Origin of the sequence: Wenzhouxiangella marina, assembly GCF_001187785.1 — a bacterium.
Classification (GTDB): Bacteria; Pseudomonadota; Gammaproteobacteria; order Xanthomonadales; family Wenzhouxiangellaceae; genus Wenzhouxiangella; species Wenzhouxiangella marina.
Genome location: NZ_CP012154.1, coordinates 1,491,837 through 1,507,164, shown reverse-complemented (window position 1 = coordinate 1,507,164; position 15,328 = coordinate 1,491,837). Strand labels below are relative to the sequence as shown.

Sequence of the window (15,328 nt, the reverse complement as noted above, 5' to 3'; positions counted from 1 at the left end):
AGCGGCGCGAGACCCCGCCGATGGCGGGCCATGGCTGAGGCTAAGTGAAAGCCGGGATGACTGTCAAAAAAGCGCTAGCAGGCTTTTGCGAATCAGAATTGACGCAACCAGACCACCCGCGGGTGCTCGGGATACATGATCTCCGCCATTCGCTCCACGGACACCGCCAATTCGTCGAACTGCTGGCGGGTCAATTGCACCAGCGCCAGCGCTTCCAGCTCGCGCCACCCTCCCAGGGAACGTGCTTGCCGCAAGCGCAGACACTCGGTTGCATCCTCTGCAGCCGATGGCAGGGAAAGGCGGACACCGAGGACGGCGCGTTCGCACAGGCCGCGCGCCAGAAAAGTCTCGGCCACCGGACCTGCATCGCGCAGCTTGTCGATCGTCGCTGTCAGGCGCTGCACCGCCTCGCGCTGATCGCCGGCATCCTCGCTGATCGCCAGCGCGCGATCCTCGCCCAACTGTGCGACCCGGGTGTAGGGATGCTCCGCACCGACGGTCCGGGTGAATATCGACTTCGCTCTGGCAAAAGCCGCAGCCGCAGCCGCAGGCTCCCGCTCGATCAGCTTCAGCTCCCCGACACCGAACAGGGTGCTCGCGTAGTCCACCGTATCCGGCCCGACGAAGCGCTCCATCATCACCAGGGCCTCATCGATCAGCTCGCGGCCCCGCTCCAGATCACCACGAACCAGCAGAAGACGACCCAACTGGGTCATCGAAGCGGCCAGGGCGGCGGACTCTCCCAGACGACTTCGGCGCAATTCGATGATTCGTTCGAAGCGCCGCGCCGCCTCCTCTGAACGCCCCAGCCGATCCAGAACCGCCGCCAGGTTCTGCAGATTGGTCAGGGCATCCGGGGACTCGCCCCGGCCCAGCGTGGTCCAGAGCGCTTCCGCGCGTTCCATGTGCTCGACGGCCTCTTCCAGCCGCCCTCCCACGAGATAGGTGGCGGCCAGATTCGATTCGGCCCAGGCCATCATCGGTCGGGGGCCGGCCGAGGCCTCGGAGGCCAGGGTTCTGGATCTCTGCAGATCGGCGACGGCGCCATCCCAGTCCCCACGCAGACGCTTCAAGGCACCGCGCGTCTGCAACGCGCTCGCCAGGCGCTCCGGATGCTCCCCGGACAGGGAATCGATCAACTCAACGGCCTCGTCGGCCAGCTCGAAGCCCTCTTCGACCCGCCCCTGACGATGACGAACCTGGGCCAGGCCATGCTTGAGCTTCGCCAGCAGTACCGGTGAGCTATCACCGCGAACTTCCGCCACGCTCTGCGCCAGCAACGGCTCGGCCGACGCCCAGTCATCAAGTGCAATCAGAATTTCGGCCAGGGCCAGGCGGATTTCGATCAGGGTCTCCGGATCGTTCTGAAGCCACTCTTCCGCAGCGATGACCGTTTCATCGAGCAGTTGCCGCGCGCTGAGTTCTTCGCTCCCACTGAGCTGGCTGGCCTCGCGAAACAAGACGATCAAGCGGTCCTTGACGGCCAGTGTGACATCGGCCTCGTGGCGGGCCACATCGCGCTCCTGGGCTACGATGCGCGCCTGCCAGACCAGGCCGCTCACACCGGCGACCAGGGCAATCAGACCGAGGCCGCCGAACAGGGCGGTCCAGCGCCGACGACGCGCCCAGAGTCGGACCACACCCGGCAGGGACAGGCGCCTGGCCCGGACCGGGCGGTCGCTGGTCAGGCGATCGAGCTCGAGCAGCAGGGCATTGACGGTGGGATAGCGTTGATCGGGGCTGTCGGCCGTGGCCTGATCGATCACGGCCTGGAGATCGGCCAGGCGATGGAAGCCACGCCAGGCCTCGCGCAGGCGGGGCTGGCCGTCCGGGTCGTCCTTGTCCGGCGGCGAATGGACCATCCAGCGAAGCACCGCGCCGAGACTGTAGATGTCGCTGGCCGTCGAGACCGGTTCACCCGCCAGCTGTTCCGGCGCGGCAAAGCCCGGCGTCAGGGCGCTGGGCAGCCGGGCATCGGTGTCGACGTCCATCAGCTGGGCCACTCCGAAATCAAGCAGCTTGACCTGATCATCCCGACTCACGGCCACATTGGCCGGCTTGATGTCGCCGTGCACGACCAGCGCACGGTGGGCAAAGGCGACGGCCTCGCAGACCCCGGCGAAGACATCGAGACAGCGTGCAGCATTCACGTCACTGCCATGGATCCACTCGCCCAGGGTGCGGCCGTCGACCCATTCCATGACCAGGTAGGGACGGCCATCCTCGGCCAGACCACCGTCGATCAGGCGCGCGATGCAGGGATGATTGAGGCGGGCCAGCAGCTCGCGTTCGGTCTCGAGCAGGCGGGCCAGATTCTCACGCCGGGAGCGGATCAGCTTGATCGCCACCTGCATCCGGAACGCGCCATCGGCCCGCTCGGCGTGATAGACCTCGCCCATGCCCCCGGCGCCGATCCGGGCCAGGATCCGCCAGGGGCCCATGCGCGTGCCGCGGACCAGGGTGCGAGGAAACAGATCGGTGCGCTCGGCCAGGGCATTGCCGACCAGGTGGCGCGCGGACTGGTCGACGAAGGCGGTGGGCTGCGCGCCCGCCGCCAGCAGACGCTCCAGCCAGAAGGCGAGTCGCGGCGCCCGCAGCAGACAGCGCTCGACGTAGTCGCCGCGCTCCTCCGGCGGCAATTCCAGGGCCTGATCGAACAAGCGGTCAAGCAGGCGCCGGCGGACGGGCGTCAGCCGCCCTCCGCGCGGTCGACGCGCGTCACTCATCGGCCGCCTGGATGTCCATCAGCAGCCAGGCACGAGCGCGCTCCCAGTGGCGCTGGACCGTGCGCACGGAAATCTCGAGCATCTCGCCGATTTCCTCGGCCGTGTAACCACCGAAGAAGCGAGCGATCACGACTTCGGCCAGCTCGGGGTTGCTCTGTTCGAGGCGCTCGAGGGCCTCGTTGACCTGCAGCACCGAGGATTCGTCTTCGAGCATCGGGTCGGCCACCAGTTCATCGTCGAGGGATTCCACCGCCTGCCCGGCTCCGCGCTTGGCCGCCAGTTTGCTGCGCGCGTGATCGACGATCAGCTGGCGAATGGCCAGGTAGGACAGGCGCTTGAGGTGCAGGCGGTTGTGGATCGGCTGTCCGGCGGCCTGGCGCAGCTTGATGAAGGCCTCGTGGACCAGTTCGGTGGTCTGCAGGGTCGGGCTGGAACCCAGGCGCGCCTGCTGGCAGCGGGCGACCTGGCGAAGGTCGTCGTAGATCAGCGGCAGGATGTGGTCCATCAGGTCCGGTGAACCCTTGAGTTCACTCAGCAGCTGGGTGACATCCCCCTGGGTGTTGGAGCTGGTTTCGGACACGACGATTCCCTGCGGCGTACGGCCGCCTAGTGTGCCATAGCGAGACGGGCATCACAGCTTGCAGCCGTCACACAAAACCCTTTTGAAACCACCTTTACTGTTCATTTATATAGTTATACTCCGAACATGGTCGCCTACGCCGAACTGCACGCCCTGAGCGCCTTCAGCTTCCGCCGCGCCGTGGCCCTGCCCGGTGAGCTGGTGCAGCGTGCCCATGCGCTCGGCTACCGTGCCCTGGCGCTGACCGATGAGTGCTCCATGGCCGGCATCGTGCGCGCCCATGAAGCCGCCCGCGAGCTCGGTCTGCCACTGATCGTGGGCAGTGAGCTGCAAGTCGAGCTGAGCGTCGGGGAGCCACAGCGCCTGGTCCTGCTGGCCCCCGACCAGACGGCCTACAGCGAGATCTGTCGACTGATCACCACCGCCCGGCGGCGCGCGAGCAAGGGCCGTTATCGACTGCTCATGGAAGATCTCGACGGCGCCCTGGATCGCGTCCTGGTGATCTGGAAGCCCGCGCTCGAGTCGCCGGCCGAGGAAGCGGATCGCGAACGACGGCTCGATCACTGGCTGGCGCCGGCCCAGTGGCTGAAGGCACGCTTCGAAGGCCGGCTCTGGCTGGGGGCCAGCCGCCTGCTGCGCCCGGGTGAGGCCACGGCCTTTCAGGCGCTGGAAAAACTGGGCCGCCTGCTGGATCTGCCGCGCCTGGCCTGCGGCGATGTACGCATGGCCGAACGTGCCCAGCGCCCCCTGGCCGATGTGCTGAGCGCGCTGGAACTACAACGCCCCCTGAGCGAATGCGGTCTGGACCTGGCGGCCAACGGTGAACGCCACCTCAGGCCCCTGGAGACGCTCGACAAGCTCTACCCCGCCCATTGGCTGGAGGAAACCCTGCGCCTGGCCGAGCGCTGCCGCTTTTCCATGGACCAGCTGAACTACCGCTACCCCAGCGAACTCGTGCCCGGCCCTCTGACGCCGGCCCGGCACCTGCGCCGGCTCACCCTGGAGGGCATGACGCAACGCTACGGTGAACACCCGCCCGACAGGGTGCGAGCCCTGGTGGCGAAGGAGTTGAGCCTGATCGAGGACATGGGCGTCGAGGCCTTCTTCCTGACCGTCCACGACCTCGTCCGTTTCGCTCGCTCGCGCGGCATTCTCTGCCAGGGGCGCGGCTCGGCCGCCAACTCGGCGGTCTGCTACTGCCTAGGCGTCACCGAGGTCGATCCGGCCCGGCAGCAACTGCTGTTCGAGCGCTTCCTGTCCAAGGAACGCGACGAACCGCCCGATATCGACGTCGACTTCGAGCACGAGCGACGCGAGGAAGTGCTGCAGTACGTCTACGAGAAATACGGGCGCGACCGGGCCGCCCTGGCCGCCACCGTCATCAGCTACCGACCGAAGAGCGCGCTCAAGGACGTCGGCCGGGCCCTGGGCCTGGATCCGGTGCGCATGAACCGCCTCACCGCCTCCCTGGCCTGGTGGGACCAGCCCGAAGTCTGGCCGGAGCGCCTGGCCGAATGCGGTTTCGACCCCGATGCACCGGTCACTCGTCAGCTCATGACCCTGAGCGGCCAGCTGGTCGGCCGCCCGCGCCACCTCTCCCAGCACGTCGGCGGCATGGTCATCAGCGATGCCCCCCTGCACCATCTGGTCCCGGTCGAGAACGCGGCGATGGACGAGCGCACCATCATCCAGTGGGACAAGGACGACCTCGAGACCCTCGGCTTGTTGAAGGTCGACTGCCTGGCGCTGGGGATGCTGACGGTGATCCGCAAGGCCATCGACCTGATCAACGCCAGGAACCGGCCCGAACCGGCGCTGAGCCTGGCCAGGCTGCCCCGCGAAGACTCGGCCACCTACGACATGCTCTGCAAGGGCGACGCCCTGGGCGTGTTCCAGGTCGAGTCGCGGGCGCAGATGGCGATGCTGCCGCGTCTGAAGCCACGCTGCTTCTACGACCTGGTGATCGAAGTCGCCATCGTCCGCCCGGGACCGATCCAGGGCGACATGGTCCACCCCTACCTCGAGCGACGCACCGACCCCGATCGGGTGCGCTATCCCTCACCCGAGCTGGAGACCGTCCTGAAACGCACGCTCGGCGTGCCGATCTTCCAGGAACAGGTAATGCAGATCGCCATCGTCGCCGCCGGCTTCACGCCCGGGGAAGCCGACCAGCTGCGCCGGGCGATGGCAGCCTGGAAGCGCCGGGGCGGCCTCGAGCCCTTCCGTGACAAGCTCATCGAAGGCATGCATCGGCGCGGCTATCCAACGGACTTCGCCGAACGAATCTACCGCCAGATCCAGGGCTTCGGTGACTACGGCTTCCCCGAATCGCATGCCGCAAGCTTTGCCCTGCTGACCTACTTTTCCGCCTGGCTGAAATGCCACCATCCGGCGCCCTTTGCCTGCGCCCTGCTCAACAGCCAGCCGATGGGTTTCTACGCCCCGGCCCAGATCATCAACGACGTGCGTCGCCACGGCGTCCGGGTGCTTCCGGCCGACGTGCGCTTCAGCGGCTGGGATTGTTCACTGGAAGCAGAGACGTCCATCCGCCTTGGCCTGGGGATGATCAAGGGCATGAACGCGGATGCGGTCGAGCGCCTGGTGGCTGCCCGTGAGCAACGGCCTTTCTACAGCGTCCAGGACCTGGCCGAGCGGGCGCGCCTGGACCGCCGCCAGCTCAAGGCCCTGGCCGAAGGCAATGCCCTCAAGGGCCTGGCCGGGCACCGAAATCGGGCGCGCTGGCAGGCCCTGGCCAGCGCGGTCCAGGGCGACCTGCTGGCCGGGGCGAGCATCGCCGAGGAGCGGGTCTCGATCCGACCGCCGGACCGCCAGTCCAGCCTCCTCGACGACTACGCCAGTACCGGCCTGAGCCTGGAGCAGCACCCGGCCGGCCTGATCCGGCCCCGGATCGGCCGGCGCCTGCGCCGGGCACGTGAGCTGGCTGGACTGAACGATGGCACGCCGATCGAGGTGCTCGGCCTGGTCACCCACCGCCAGCGCCCGGGCACGGCCTCGGGTGTCATCTTCCTGTCGCTGGAAGACGAGACCGGCATCATCAACGTGGTGGTCTGGCCGAAGCTGCTCGAGCGCTATCGCCGCGAGATCCTCGATGCACGGCTACTGCGCGTCGCCGGCACCCTGCAGAACGCGCAGGGCACGCAGCATGTCATCGCCAGGCGGTTCCATGCCGAAGACGAGCGCCTGGCCACGCTCGCCGCGGGCTCGCGGGATTTCCATTGACCCGAAACGAAAAGCGCGGAGCAGGTCCGAACCTGCTCCGCGTTGAAGAACGACAATGAAGCCGATCAGGGCTTGGCCGTCGGCCCACCCGCCTCGTAGGCGCCCGGCTCGTCTTCCCGGGTCACGTCGTCGGTCTTGACCTGATCGAGGGCGGCCATCTTCTTCAGGAAGGGCGTGGCGATCAGGAAGGCCACCGTGACCGCACCGCAGAAGATCACGATCTGGCGGTAGCGCTCGGGGAACTCGGCCACGTTCTCGCCGCTGAACTCACCGGCCAGCAGACCGGCGAGCAGGTTGCCCAGGGCGGCACCGAAGAACCACATGCCCATCATCTGGCTGTAGTAGCTGCGCGGTGCCAGCTTGGAGGTCGCCGACAGGCCGATCGGGCTCAGGCAGAGCTCACCGGTCGTATGGAACAGGTAGGTCAGCAGCAGCCAGGTCGGCAGTACCTGTCCACCGTCCTGGATCAGGGAGGCGGCGATCCACATGAAGCCGAAACCGATTCCCAGCTGCAGGAAGCCCAGGGCGAACTTCAGCGGGATCGAGGGATCCAGATTGCGCCGACCCAGGTTGATCCAGAGCGCCGAGAAGAACGGCGCGAAGATCAGGATGTAGAGCGGGTTCAGGCTCTGGAAGACCTCGGCGGGGATGGCGATGCCCAGCAGCTCGCGTGCCGTGTAGCGCTCGGCGAACAGGTTCAGGGACGACCCGGCCTGCTCGAAGCCCGACCAGAACAGGGCCGCGCCGATGAACAGGGCGATCAGCACCACGACCCGGCGGCGCTCGAGGCCGGTCAGGGACTTGTCGATCAGTACGCGACCGAAGAACAGCGCCGCCACCGCCACGATCACGAAGACGCTGTACTGGGACAGACTCAGCGCGTCGATCGTGATCACGCCCTCCAGGGCCAGCACGGCGATCAGGAAGATCAGTCCGGTGCCGATGTAGGTCGCCAGCTTGACGGCCTTGACCTTGCCTTCGTCACCCGGCTTGACCGGGTTCGGAAGCTTGCCGAAGTCGCCCAGGTGGTGCTGGGTCAGGCGGTAGACGATCAGACCGGCGATCATGCCCACGGCCGCGGCGGCAAAGCCCCAGTGCCAGCCCATGTTGATGCGCAGGAAGCCGCAGACCAGCGGCCCCAGGAAGGCGCCGAGGTTGATGCCCATGTAATAGAGCACGTAACCGGCGTCGCGGCGCGCGCCGCCCTCCGGATACAACTCCCCGACGCAGCTGGAAATGTTCGGCTTGAGCAGGCCGGTGCCGACCACGATCAGGATCAGGCCCATGAAGAAGCCGTAGTGCTCCCCGATCAGACCGAAGCCCGGCAGGGCCAGCACCAGGTGTCCGGCGGCGATGATGATGCCGCCATACCAGATGGCGTTCTGCTGGCCGTAGATGCGGTCCGCCAGCCAGCCGCCCGGAAGCGCGGCGAGGTAGACGCCAGCGGTGTAGAGGCCGTAGATGGCCGTGGCCGTCGGGTCATCGAAACCGAGCCCACCTTCACTGACCGCCGCGACCATGAACAGCACCAGCAGCGCGCGCATGCCGTAGTAGCTGAAACGCTCCCACAGCTCGGTGAAGAAGAGGTTGCCCAGTCCGACCGGATGGCCGAAGAAGGTCTTCTGGCCGGCCAGATTGCCGGCTTGGGAATTGCTCATGGCCCTACCCTCGTTTTTGAATTCTGGTGGAGGAAAACCCGGGAAGTTGAACAGAAACGGCCTGAAGTCGCAAGTTGGATCGCAAACCGGAGTGGAGATGGCGCGCTCGATCACCGCGGCGGAGGCCGGTTTCGAGGGCGTGAAGGAGCCCTTGATGGTTTATCGATAAACTAAACTGATTGATGCATAAATCAGTGGCCTGAAACAATGAACGACAAGACCGACGCTTCAGCTGATGCTCTGGCCAGTTCGACCTGGCTGGCCGTGGTCCGTGCCTACCAGACCTGCAACCGCCGCTACGAGGAGCTGCTCGCATTGCACGGCCTGAGCGCAGCGCAGTTCGACACCATGGACGCCGTCCACCGACTGGGCGCCGATGCCCTGCCCAAGCGCATCGCCGAGACCCTGCTGGTCACGCGCGGCAACGTCACCGGCCTGCTGCGGCGACTGGAAAAGGCCGGCCTGCTGCGACTGCAGGCCCATGAGTCAGACGGACGCTCGCGTGTGGCCCGCCTGACCGAGGTCGGGCGACGTTTACACCGGGAAGCGCTGCGCTCCACACGGGCCTTCGTCCGCGCCCAGCTCGCTCCCTTCAGCCGCGAGGATCTCGATCAGACCCACGCGACCATGAACACCATGCATTTTCACCTGCTCGGTCTGGATGTCGCGGCCATCCACCAGGCCGCTCAGCAAGCTCACGAAAAGGAATCTTGGACATGACGACCCTGGCTCCCCCACCACGCAAACTGCTCTGGAAAGAGGCCCGAGTGGCCAGCGACGCGGTGCATATGGCGCTGCGCTGGCTGCAGCCAGGCGCGAGGCGGATCGAGACCGAGCCCGTTCTGCTGCTCCCCGGCTTCGGTGCCAGCGAGGCCTTCATGCGACCGCTCAAGCGACAGCTCGCTCGCCATGGCATCCACGCGGAAGACTGGGGGCTGGGCCGGAATCTGGCCGGACTGGACATTCGCCATCGCCTGGACGACGTCAGCGAGGGCTGGCAACTCGAGCCCCTGCCGCGCTATCGCGGCGAAGCCGGCGTGCCCCTGCTCTGCGATCGCTTGATCGCGCGAGCGCAGCAGCGGGCCGCCGCCCTCGATTCGAAGCTGACCCTGATCGGCTGGAGCCTCGGCGGCACCATCGCCCGCGAAGCGGCACGCGAATGCCCGGAGCTGATCAGTCAGGTCATTACCCTGGGCTCCCCGGTGCTGGGCGGGCCGAAATACACCGCGGCGGCCGATCGCCTGGCGGGCCGCGGGCTTGATCTGGACTGGATCGAGCGGCAGGTGGAGCGTCGAAGCCAGACGCCGATCCAGGTGCCGGTCACGGCGATTGTCAGCCGCTCGGATGCCATCGTCGGCTATCAGGCCGCGCTGGATGAAGCCAACCCGAGGGTCCGGCATGTCGAACTCGACGTCAGCCACCTGGGCATGGCCATCAACCCGAAGGTCTGGGATGTGATCCTGGCGACCCTATCGAAACGAGCCTGAACGCGCCTCTTCCCCCTGGCTTTTCCGACATGTCACCGATGCCGGCGTGCTTCGACTCCGGCCTGCCCAGCTCGCTGTTGCCCGACACGAAACAACTGCTGGGCGGACTCGAGCCACGCCAGTCGTTGCCGAGGTGTCTTGCGCAGGAAGTCCTCCTCCGCAGCGCGACTGGCAGCGTCAAACGAGCATTCAGAGACTGAGTAATCCGATGGGCGAGAGGTGCTCATGGGCTAGTCCGAAGCCTTTTCACAGCACCGTTACATGTTCCTGCGGTACTCGCCACCGACCTCGTAGAGCGAGTGGCTGATCTGGCCGAGCGAGCAGCGCTTGACGGCCTCCATCAGGGCCTCGAAGGTGTTGCCGCGCTGGCGGGCCACCTCCTGTAGTTGCTTCAGGGCCGCCTCGGCGGTCTCGGAATTGCGGCCCTGGAAGGCGCGGACGTTGTGGACCTGCTGCTGCTTCTCCGCCTCGGTGGAACGCGCCAATTCGATCTCGCCGCCCTCCTGGGCCGAGCCCTCCGGCGGCAGGAAGGTGTTGACGCCGACCAGGGGCAGCGAGCCGTCGTGCTTCTTGTGCTCGTAGTACAGGGACTCTTCCTGGATCTTGCCGCGCTGGTACATCGTGTCCATCGCGCCCAGCACGCCGCCGCGCTCGGAGATGCGTTCGAACTCCTGATAGACCGCTTCTTCGACCAGATCCGTGAGCTGGTCGACGATGAAGCTGCCCTGCCAGGGGTTCTCGCAGAAGTTCAGGCCGAGCTCCTTGTTGATGATCATCTGGATCGCCACGGCCCGGCGCACGGACTCCTCCGTCGGCGTCGTGATCGCCTCGTCGTAGGCGTTCGTGTGCAGGCTGTTGCAGTTATCGAAGATCGCGTACAGGGCCTGCAGGGTGGTGCGGATGTCGTTGAACTGGATTTCCTGGGCGTGCAGGGAACGACCCGAGGTCTGGATGTGGTACTTCATCATCTGCGAGCGCTGGTTGGCGCCGTAGCGCTCGCGCATGGCCCGCGCCCAGATGCGCCGCGCCACCCGGCCGATGACCGTGTATTCCGGATCCATGCCGTTGGAGAAGAAGAAGCTCAGGTTCGGCGCGAACTCATTGATATCCATGCCCCGGGCCAGGTAGTACTCGACGATGGTGAAGCCGTTGGACAGGGTGAAGGCCAGCTGGCTGATCGGGTTCGCGCCGGCCTCGGCGATGTGATATCCGGAGATCGACACGGAGTAGAAGTTGCGCACGCCGTGGTCGATGAAGTACTGCTGGATGTCGCCCATCATGTGCATGGCGAACTCGGTGGAGAAGATGCAGGTGTTCTGGGCCTGGTCCTCCTTCAGGATGTCCGCCTGCACCGTGCCGCGGACGGTCTTGAGCGTGTCCGCCTTGATCTTCTGATAGGTCTCGGCGTCGAGGAGCTGATCCCCGGTCACGCCGAGCAGACCGAGACCGAGGCCGTCGTTGGTCTTCGGCAGATCGCCAGAGTACTCGGGCAGGTCCTGACCCAGCAGTTCGGCGCGTTTTCCCTGCGCCGCCTCCCATTGCCCAGATGCCTTCAGGTGCTTTTCGACCTGCTGGTCGATGGCCGTGTTCATGAACATCGCCATCAGCATCGGCGCCGGGCCGTTGATGGTCATCGACACGGAGGTGTTCGGCGCGCTCAGATCGAAGCCCGAGTAGAGCTTCTTCATGTCATCGAGGGTCGCGATCGAGACGCCGGAGTTGCCGACCTTGCCGTAGATGTCGGGCCGCTCGTGCGGGTCCTCGCCGTAGAGCGTGACCGAGTCGAAGGCCGTCGACAGGCGCTTGGCCGGCTGACCTTCGGAAACGTAGTGGAAACGGCGGTTGGTCCGCTCCGGCGTGCCTTCGCCGGCGAACATGCGGATCGGGTCTTCGTTGGTCCGGCGGTAGGGATAGACGCCACCGGTGTAGGGGTAGTGACCCGGCAGGTTCTCCTTCATCAGGAAGACCAGCAGATCGCCCCAGTCCGAGGTCTGGGGCGCGGCGATCTTCGGAATCTGCAGGCGCGACAGGGACTCGCGGTAGTTCGAGCCGGTGATCGTGCGACCTCGCACCTCGTAGCTGTACTCGTCGGCCTCCACCGAGGCCTTCAGCTCGGGCCAGGCCTTGAGCAGATCGCGCGCGGCCTCGGGAACCGCTTTCAGAGCCTCGTTGTAGCGCTCCATCAGGGTCTTCAGAGCGGCGTCGGCCGCGGCCACCGATGCCTCGGCGATCGGCACCATGGCGGCGCCATCGAAGTCCGCTGAAAGCTCGCGGATCACTTCGAAGTAATGCTGGGCCCGCCGGGCCTCCTCGGCCCAGGCCAGGATGTCCACGTTGATGCCCCGGCCCTGCTCGGCGATCTCGGCGAGGTAGCGCACGCGCTGACCCGGAATCAGCACCGAGGGCTTGGGCTCGTGGTCCGCCAGCTCGACGGCCGGGCTGAAATCGCAGCGTTCGCTGCCGTAGTTCCTGAGCTTATCCTCTGCGCCCGCCGCTGGGCCTTCGCGCAGGAGTCGGCAGAGCCCGGCGAACATCCAGGTCACGCCCGGATCGTTGAACTGGCTGGCGATGGTCGGGAAGACGGGCACGTCCTCGTCGGCCAGCTGGAAGGCCAGGCGGTTGCGCTTCCACTGCTTGCGAACGTCACGCAGGGCGTCGCGCGAGCCCTGGCGGTCGAACTTGTTCAGGATCACCAGCTCGGCGAAGTCGAGCATGTCGATCTTCTCCAGCTGGCTGGCGGCACCGTAGTCGGAGGTCATCACGTAGATCGGGAAATCGACCAGATCGACCACTTCGGAATCCGACTGGCCGATGCCGGCGGTTTCCAGAATGACCAGATCGAAGTCCGCCGCCTTCATCGCCGCCAGGGAATCGGCCACCACCTCGGACACGGCCAGGTGCTGGCGACGGGTGGCCATGGAGCGCATGAACACCCGCTCCGATCGCAGGGAATTCATGCGGATGCGGTCCCCCAGCAAGGCGCCGCCGGTGCGTCGACGGGTCGGGTCCACGGCCAGCACGGCGATGCGCATGTCCGGGAAATACTGCAGAAAGCGGTTGAGCAGCTCGTCAGTGACCGAGGACTTGCCCGCACCGCCCGTGCCGGTCAGGCCAACCACCGGCACCTCGGACCGATCCGCCGCAACCTTGCGAAGGCGGGCCAGCTCGTGTTCGGAAATCGCGCCGGTCTCGATGGCGGACAGGGTCGCGGCCAGCCTGGCATCGGGGCCGTCACCGTTGTCGATGGTTCCGGCCATGCGCTGGGCGCGTGCCGAACGCGTGCGCTCGACCAGGTCTTCGATCATTTCCTTCAGCCCCATCTTCATCCCGTCATCCGGGTGATAGATGCGATTGACGCCCTGCGCCTGGAGCGCCCGGATCTCGTCGGGCGTGATCGTGCCACCGCCGCCACCGAAGACCTGGATATGACCGGCGCCGAGCTCATCGAGCATGTCGACCATGTACTTGAAGTACTCGTTGTGCCCGCCCTGGTAGGAGCTGATGGCGATACCATCGGCGTCTTCACAGATCGCGGCCCGCACGATGTCGGCCACGGAACGGTTGTGGCCCAGGTGGATGACCTCGCAGCCCTCGGCCTGGATCAATCGACGCATCAGATTGATCGCGGCATCGTGACCATCGAACAGGCTGGCGGCCGTGACGAAGCGAAGCGGCGCGTCGGAACGTGGGGCGTCGACGGCGGTGAAGGACTCGGCGGACTGGCTCATAATGTACACACAGTGGCGGATGACGACGGAATTCAGTATTTTAACTCGGTGGAGTCGCCACGCCGAGAAGTCCCTGCGAAGCGCCCCGGGATTCGCCCGGAAGGCACGGCCCCACCCCTGAACACTGGTCTGGAAGACACGACGACATGAGCGAAACCGCCTGCAAAACCCATCGTTTGGATCAATTGCCGATCGAGGAAATGGGTCGCCATGCCGAGGATGCGGCGCAATTCCTGAAAATGATGGCCAATCCGCATCGTCTGATGATCCTCTGCCATCTGCTCGATCAGGAAATGTCGGTGAGCGAGCTCAACGCCCACCTGCCCCTGAGTCAGTCCGCCCTGTCCCAGCACCTGGCCGTGCTGCGCAACAGCGGTCTGGTCAAGACCCGCCGAGAGCAGCAGACCATCCACTACTCCCTGGCCAGCCAGGAAGTCCAGGCGGTGATGGCGGTGCTCTACGAGCAGTTCTGCAAGGTCGATTGATCAATCGCCAGGCTGACGCTCGCGTCGGCGCCGCAGGATGCGGCTCAGGGTCCAGCTGATCGACACCAGGGCGGACAGCCAGGCACCCACCCTGAGTACCCAGGCGAGGTTCCAGGAGCCCAGCGCGAGTTCCGGTGCGAACATGCGCAGCAGGATGCTGGCACAGAGCAGCGTGAAGGTGACCACCAGCGCCAGGTAGTAGAACTCGCGTCGCTTCAGACCCAGGCGGGCGAAAACCAGCAGGTGGATGAAGAAGACGGCGAGCAGGATCGGCAGAATGAAGTCCATGGCTTCCAGGAATCGTCGGTTGGCGGGATTCGCCCCCATTCGCGGGCGAGGCCGGATTGTATCGACTTCCCCATCGTTCCCGAATCGAGACCTTGCTGAAGATTCTGCTTGATTTAATATTAGTTTGTTCTTATATTTAGGTCGGTTTCCAGATGGAATTCGACATGAACATCGACCGCATCGTTTTTGCCTTCGCCGGACTCGTGATCCTGCTCAGCCTCGGCCTGTCCCAGGTCCATAGCGTCTACTGGCTCTGGCTGACCGCCTTCGTCGGCCTGAACATGTTCCAGGCGGCCTTCACCGGCTTCTGTCCGCTGGCCATGATCCTCAAGGCCATGGGCCGCAAACCCGGACACGCCTTCAACTGATGGGGTTGCGTGGCCTGAGCCTGGCTCTGCTCTGCCTGGCCGCACCGACCTTCGCACAGGACGCGCCTCCGCCCTGGGTCGGCGAGGCGCGCCAGAGCGCGCAGCAGCTTGGCACCCAGCTCAAGCAGGCCCTGCTGACCGCCATCGAGTCGGAAGGTCTGATCGCGGCGATCGAAGTCTGCCAGCGGCAGGCCCCGGCCATTGCCGAGGAGCTGTCCGGTGACCAAGGTTCCGTGGGGCGCACGGCGCTGCGCGTCCGCAACCCCGACAATCGCCCCGATGCCTGGGAACAGCGAATTCTGGCGGAGTTCGAGGCTCGATTGGCCGCGGGCGAGGCCCCGGGCAATCTGGAGCGCTTCGCCATCCGCCGCCTCGACGACCGCCGCGTCGGCCACTGGATGAAGGCCATCCCGACCGACGGGCTCTGCCTCGCCTGCCACGGCTCGGAGATCGCGCCCGAACTGCGCCAGGCCATCGAGCAACGCTACCCTGAAGACCAGGCGACCGGCTTCGGACCGGGCAGCTTGCGCGGCGCATTCAGCGTGCAGATCGAGCTCCCCTCCAGCGACTGAGATTCCTCCGCCCGTCGAATCGAGGCTGCAATGAACTCCCCCGGACGCCGACGACCACCTTCGTGCACGGCGTCACGTTTCCCGCTAAAATAAGCGGCTGCCCGAACTGGCGCGGCCTCGAGCCGACCGTTGGGCGCAGCGGCAGGACGGGACTCGATTTCCCTCCCCCTGCTCTTCCATTTTTTCGTTCCGGCCG

General features: G+C 66.0%; 11 protein-coding genes. 6 read left to right on the top strand and 5 right to left on the bottom strand.

The window, feature by feature from the left end; genetic code table 11:
• Nucleotides 1-92: 92 nt before the first annotated feature.
• Complete coding sequence (locus tag WM2015_RS06230) at nt 93-2,726, bottom strand: serine/threonine-protein kinase (RefSeq protein WP_049725243.1); 2,634 nt, start codon at nt 2,724-2,726, stop codon at nt 93-95.
• Nucleotides 2,719-3,306, bottom strand: coding sequence for an ECF-type sigma factor (locus WM2015_RS06225; RefSeq protein ID WP_049725242.1), 588 nt, complete (start codon nt 3,304-3,306; stop codon nt 2,719-2,721). Before WM2015_RS06225 ends, WM2015_RS06230 begins: the two co-directional genes overlap by 8 nt.
• 126 nt (nt 3,307-3,432) lie before the next feature.
• Between WM2015_RS06225 and WM2015_RS06220 the strand changes: the two genes are divergently transcribed.
• A complete protein-coding gene (locus tag WM2015_RS06220) occupies nt 3,433-6,546 on the top strand; it encodes an error-prone DNA polymerase (RefSeq protein WP_049725241.1) in 3,114 nt (1,037 codons plus the stop codon).
• 65 nt (nt 6,547-6,611) lie between these two features.
• On the opposite strand, the gene WM2015_RS06215 is transcribed toward WM2015_RS06220, so the two are convergent.
• Nucleotides 6,612-8,204, bottom strand: coding sequence for a peptide MFS transporter (locus tag WM2015_RS06215; protein ID WP_082169517.1), 1,593 nt, complete (start codon nt 8,202-8,204; stop codon nt 6,612-6,614).
• Between the two features lie 207 nt (nt 8,205-8,411).
• Between WM2015_RS06215 and WM2015_RS06210 the strand changes: the two genes are divergently transcribed.
• Nucleotides 8,412-8,924 carry a MarR family winged helix-turn-helix transcriptional regulator gene (locus tag WM2015_RS06210; protein ID WP_049725240.1) on the top strand — a complete coding sequence of 171 codons (513 nt, stop codon included), beginning with the start codon at nt 8,412-8,414 and terminating at the stop codon, nt 8,922-8,924.
• Nucleotides 8,921-9,691: an esterase/lipase family protein gene (locus WM2015_RS06205; protein ID WP_049725239.1), complete on the top strand. Its 771-nt coding sequence runs from the start codon at nt 8,921-8,923 to the stop codon at nt 9,689-9,691. The genes WM2015_RS06210 and WM2015_RS06205 overlap by 4 nt, the downstream gene beginning before the upstream one ends.
• Nucleotides 9,692-9,948: 257 nt before the next feature.
• On the opposite strand, the gene WM2015_RS06200 is transcribed toward WM2015_RS06205, so the two are convergent.
• Nucleotides 9,949-13,419 (bottom strand): methylmalonyl-CoA mutase family protein, encoded by a 3,471-nt coding sequence (locus WM2015_RS06200; RefSeq protein WP_049725238.1) that lies wholly within the window; start codon nt 13,417-13,419, stop codon nt 9,949-9,951.
• 146 nt (nt 13,420-13,565) lie between these two features.
• On the opposite strand from WM2015_RS06200, the gene WM2015_RS06195 reads away from it, so the two are divergent.
• On the top strand, nt 13,566-13,904 hold the full coding sequence (locus WM2015_RS06195; protein ID WP_245609813.1) for an ArsR/SmtB family transcription factor: 339 nt from the start codon (nt 13,566-13,568) through the stop codon (nt 13,902-13,904).
• On the opposite strand, the gene WM2015_RS06190 is transcribed toward WM2015_RS06195, so the two are convergent.
• A complete protein-coding gene (locus tag WM2015_RS06190; protein WP_156200952.1) occupies nt 13,905-14,192 on the bottom strand; it encodes a hypothetical protein in 288 nt (95 codons plus the stop codon).
• Nucleotides 14,193-14,356: 164 nt separating this feature from the next.
• On the opposite strand from WM2015_RS06190, the gene WM2015_RS06185 reads away from it, so the two are divergent.
• Entirely contained in the window at nt 14,357-14,560 is a 204-nt protein-coding gene (locus tag WM2015_RS06185) for a YgaP family membrane protein (protein ID WP_049726995.1), read from the top strand.
• The gene (locus WM2015_RS06180; protein ID WP_049725236.1) at nt 14,560-15,132 is read left to right on the top strand and encodes a Tll0287-like domain-containing protein; all 573 of its coding nucleotides are present in this window, start codon (nt 14,560-14,562) and stop codon (nt 15,130-15,132) included. The genes WM2015_RS06185 and WM2015_RS06180 overlap by 1 nt, the downstream gene beginning before the upstream one ends.
• The last annotated feature ends 196 nt before the right edge of the window (nt 15,133-15,328 follow it).

Coding starts and splice junctions, on each gene's coding strand:
- WM2015_RS06220 (WP_049725241.1), top strand. CDS start 3,433: ATGGTCGCCTACGCCGAACTGCACGCCCTGAGCGCCTTCAGCTTCCGC.
- WM2015_RS06190 (WP_156200952.1), bottom strand. CDS start 14,192: ATGGACTTCATTCTGCCGATCCTGCTCGCCGTCTTCTTCATCCACCTG.
- WM2015_RS06200 (WP_049725238.1), bottom strand. CDS start 13,419: ATGAGCCAGTCCGCCGAGTCCTTCACCGCCGTCGACGCCCCACGTTCC.
- WM2015_RS06205 (WP_049725239.1), top strand. CDS start 8,921: ATGACGACCCTGGCTCCCCCACCACGCAAACTGCTCTGGAAAGAGGCC.
- WM2015_RS06180 (WP_049725236.1), top strand. CDS start 14,560: ATGGGGTTGCGTGGCCTGAGCCTGGCTCTGCTCTGCCTGGCCGCACCG.
- WM2015_RS06230 (WP_049725243.1), bottom strand. CDS start 2,726: ATGAGTGACGCGCGTCGACCGCGCGGAGGGCGGCTGACGCCCGTCCGC.
- WM2015_RS06215 (WP_082169517.1), bottom strand. CDS start 8,204: ATGAGCAATTCCCAAGCCGGCAATCTGGCCGGCCAGAAGACCTTCTTC.
- WM2015_RS06195 (WP_245609813.1), top strand. CDS start 13,566: ATGAGCGAAACCGCCTGCAAAACCCATCGTTTGGATCAATTGCCGATC.
- WM2015_RS06210 (WP_049725240.1), top strand. CDS start 8,412: ATGAACGACAAGACCGACGCTTCAGCTGATGCTCTGGCCAGTTCGACC.
- WM2015_RS06185 (WP_049726995.1), top strand. CDS start 14,357: ATGAACATCGACCGCATCGTTTTTGCCTTCGCCGGACTCGTGATCCTG.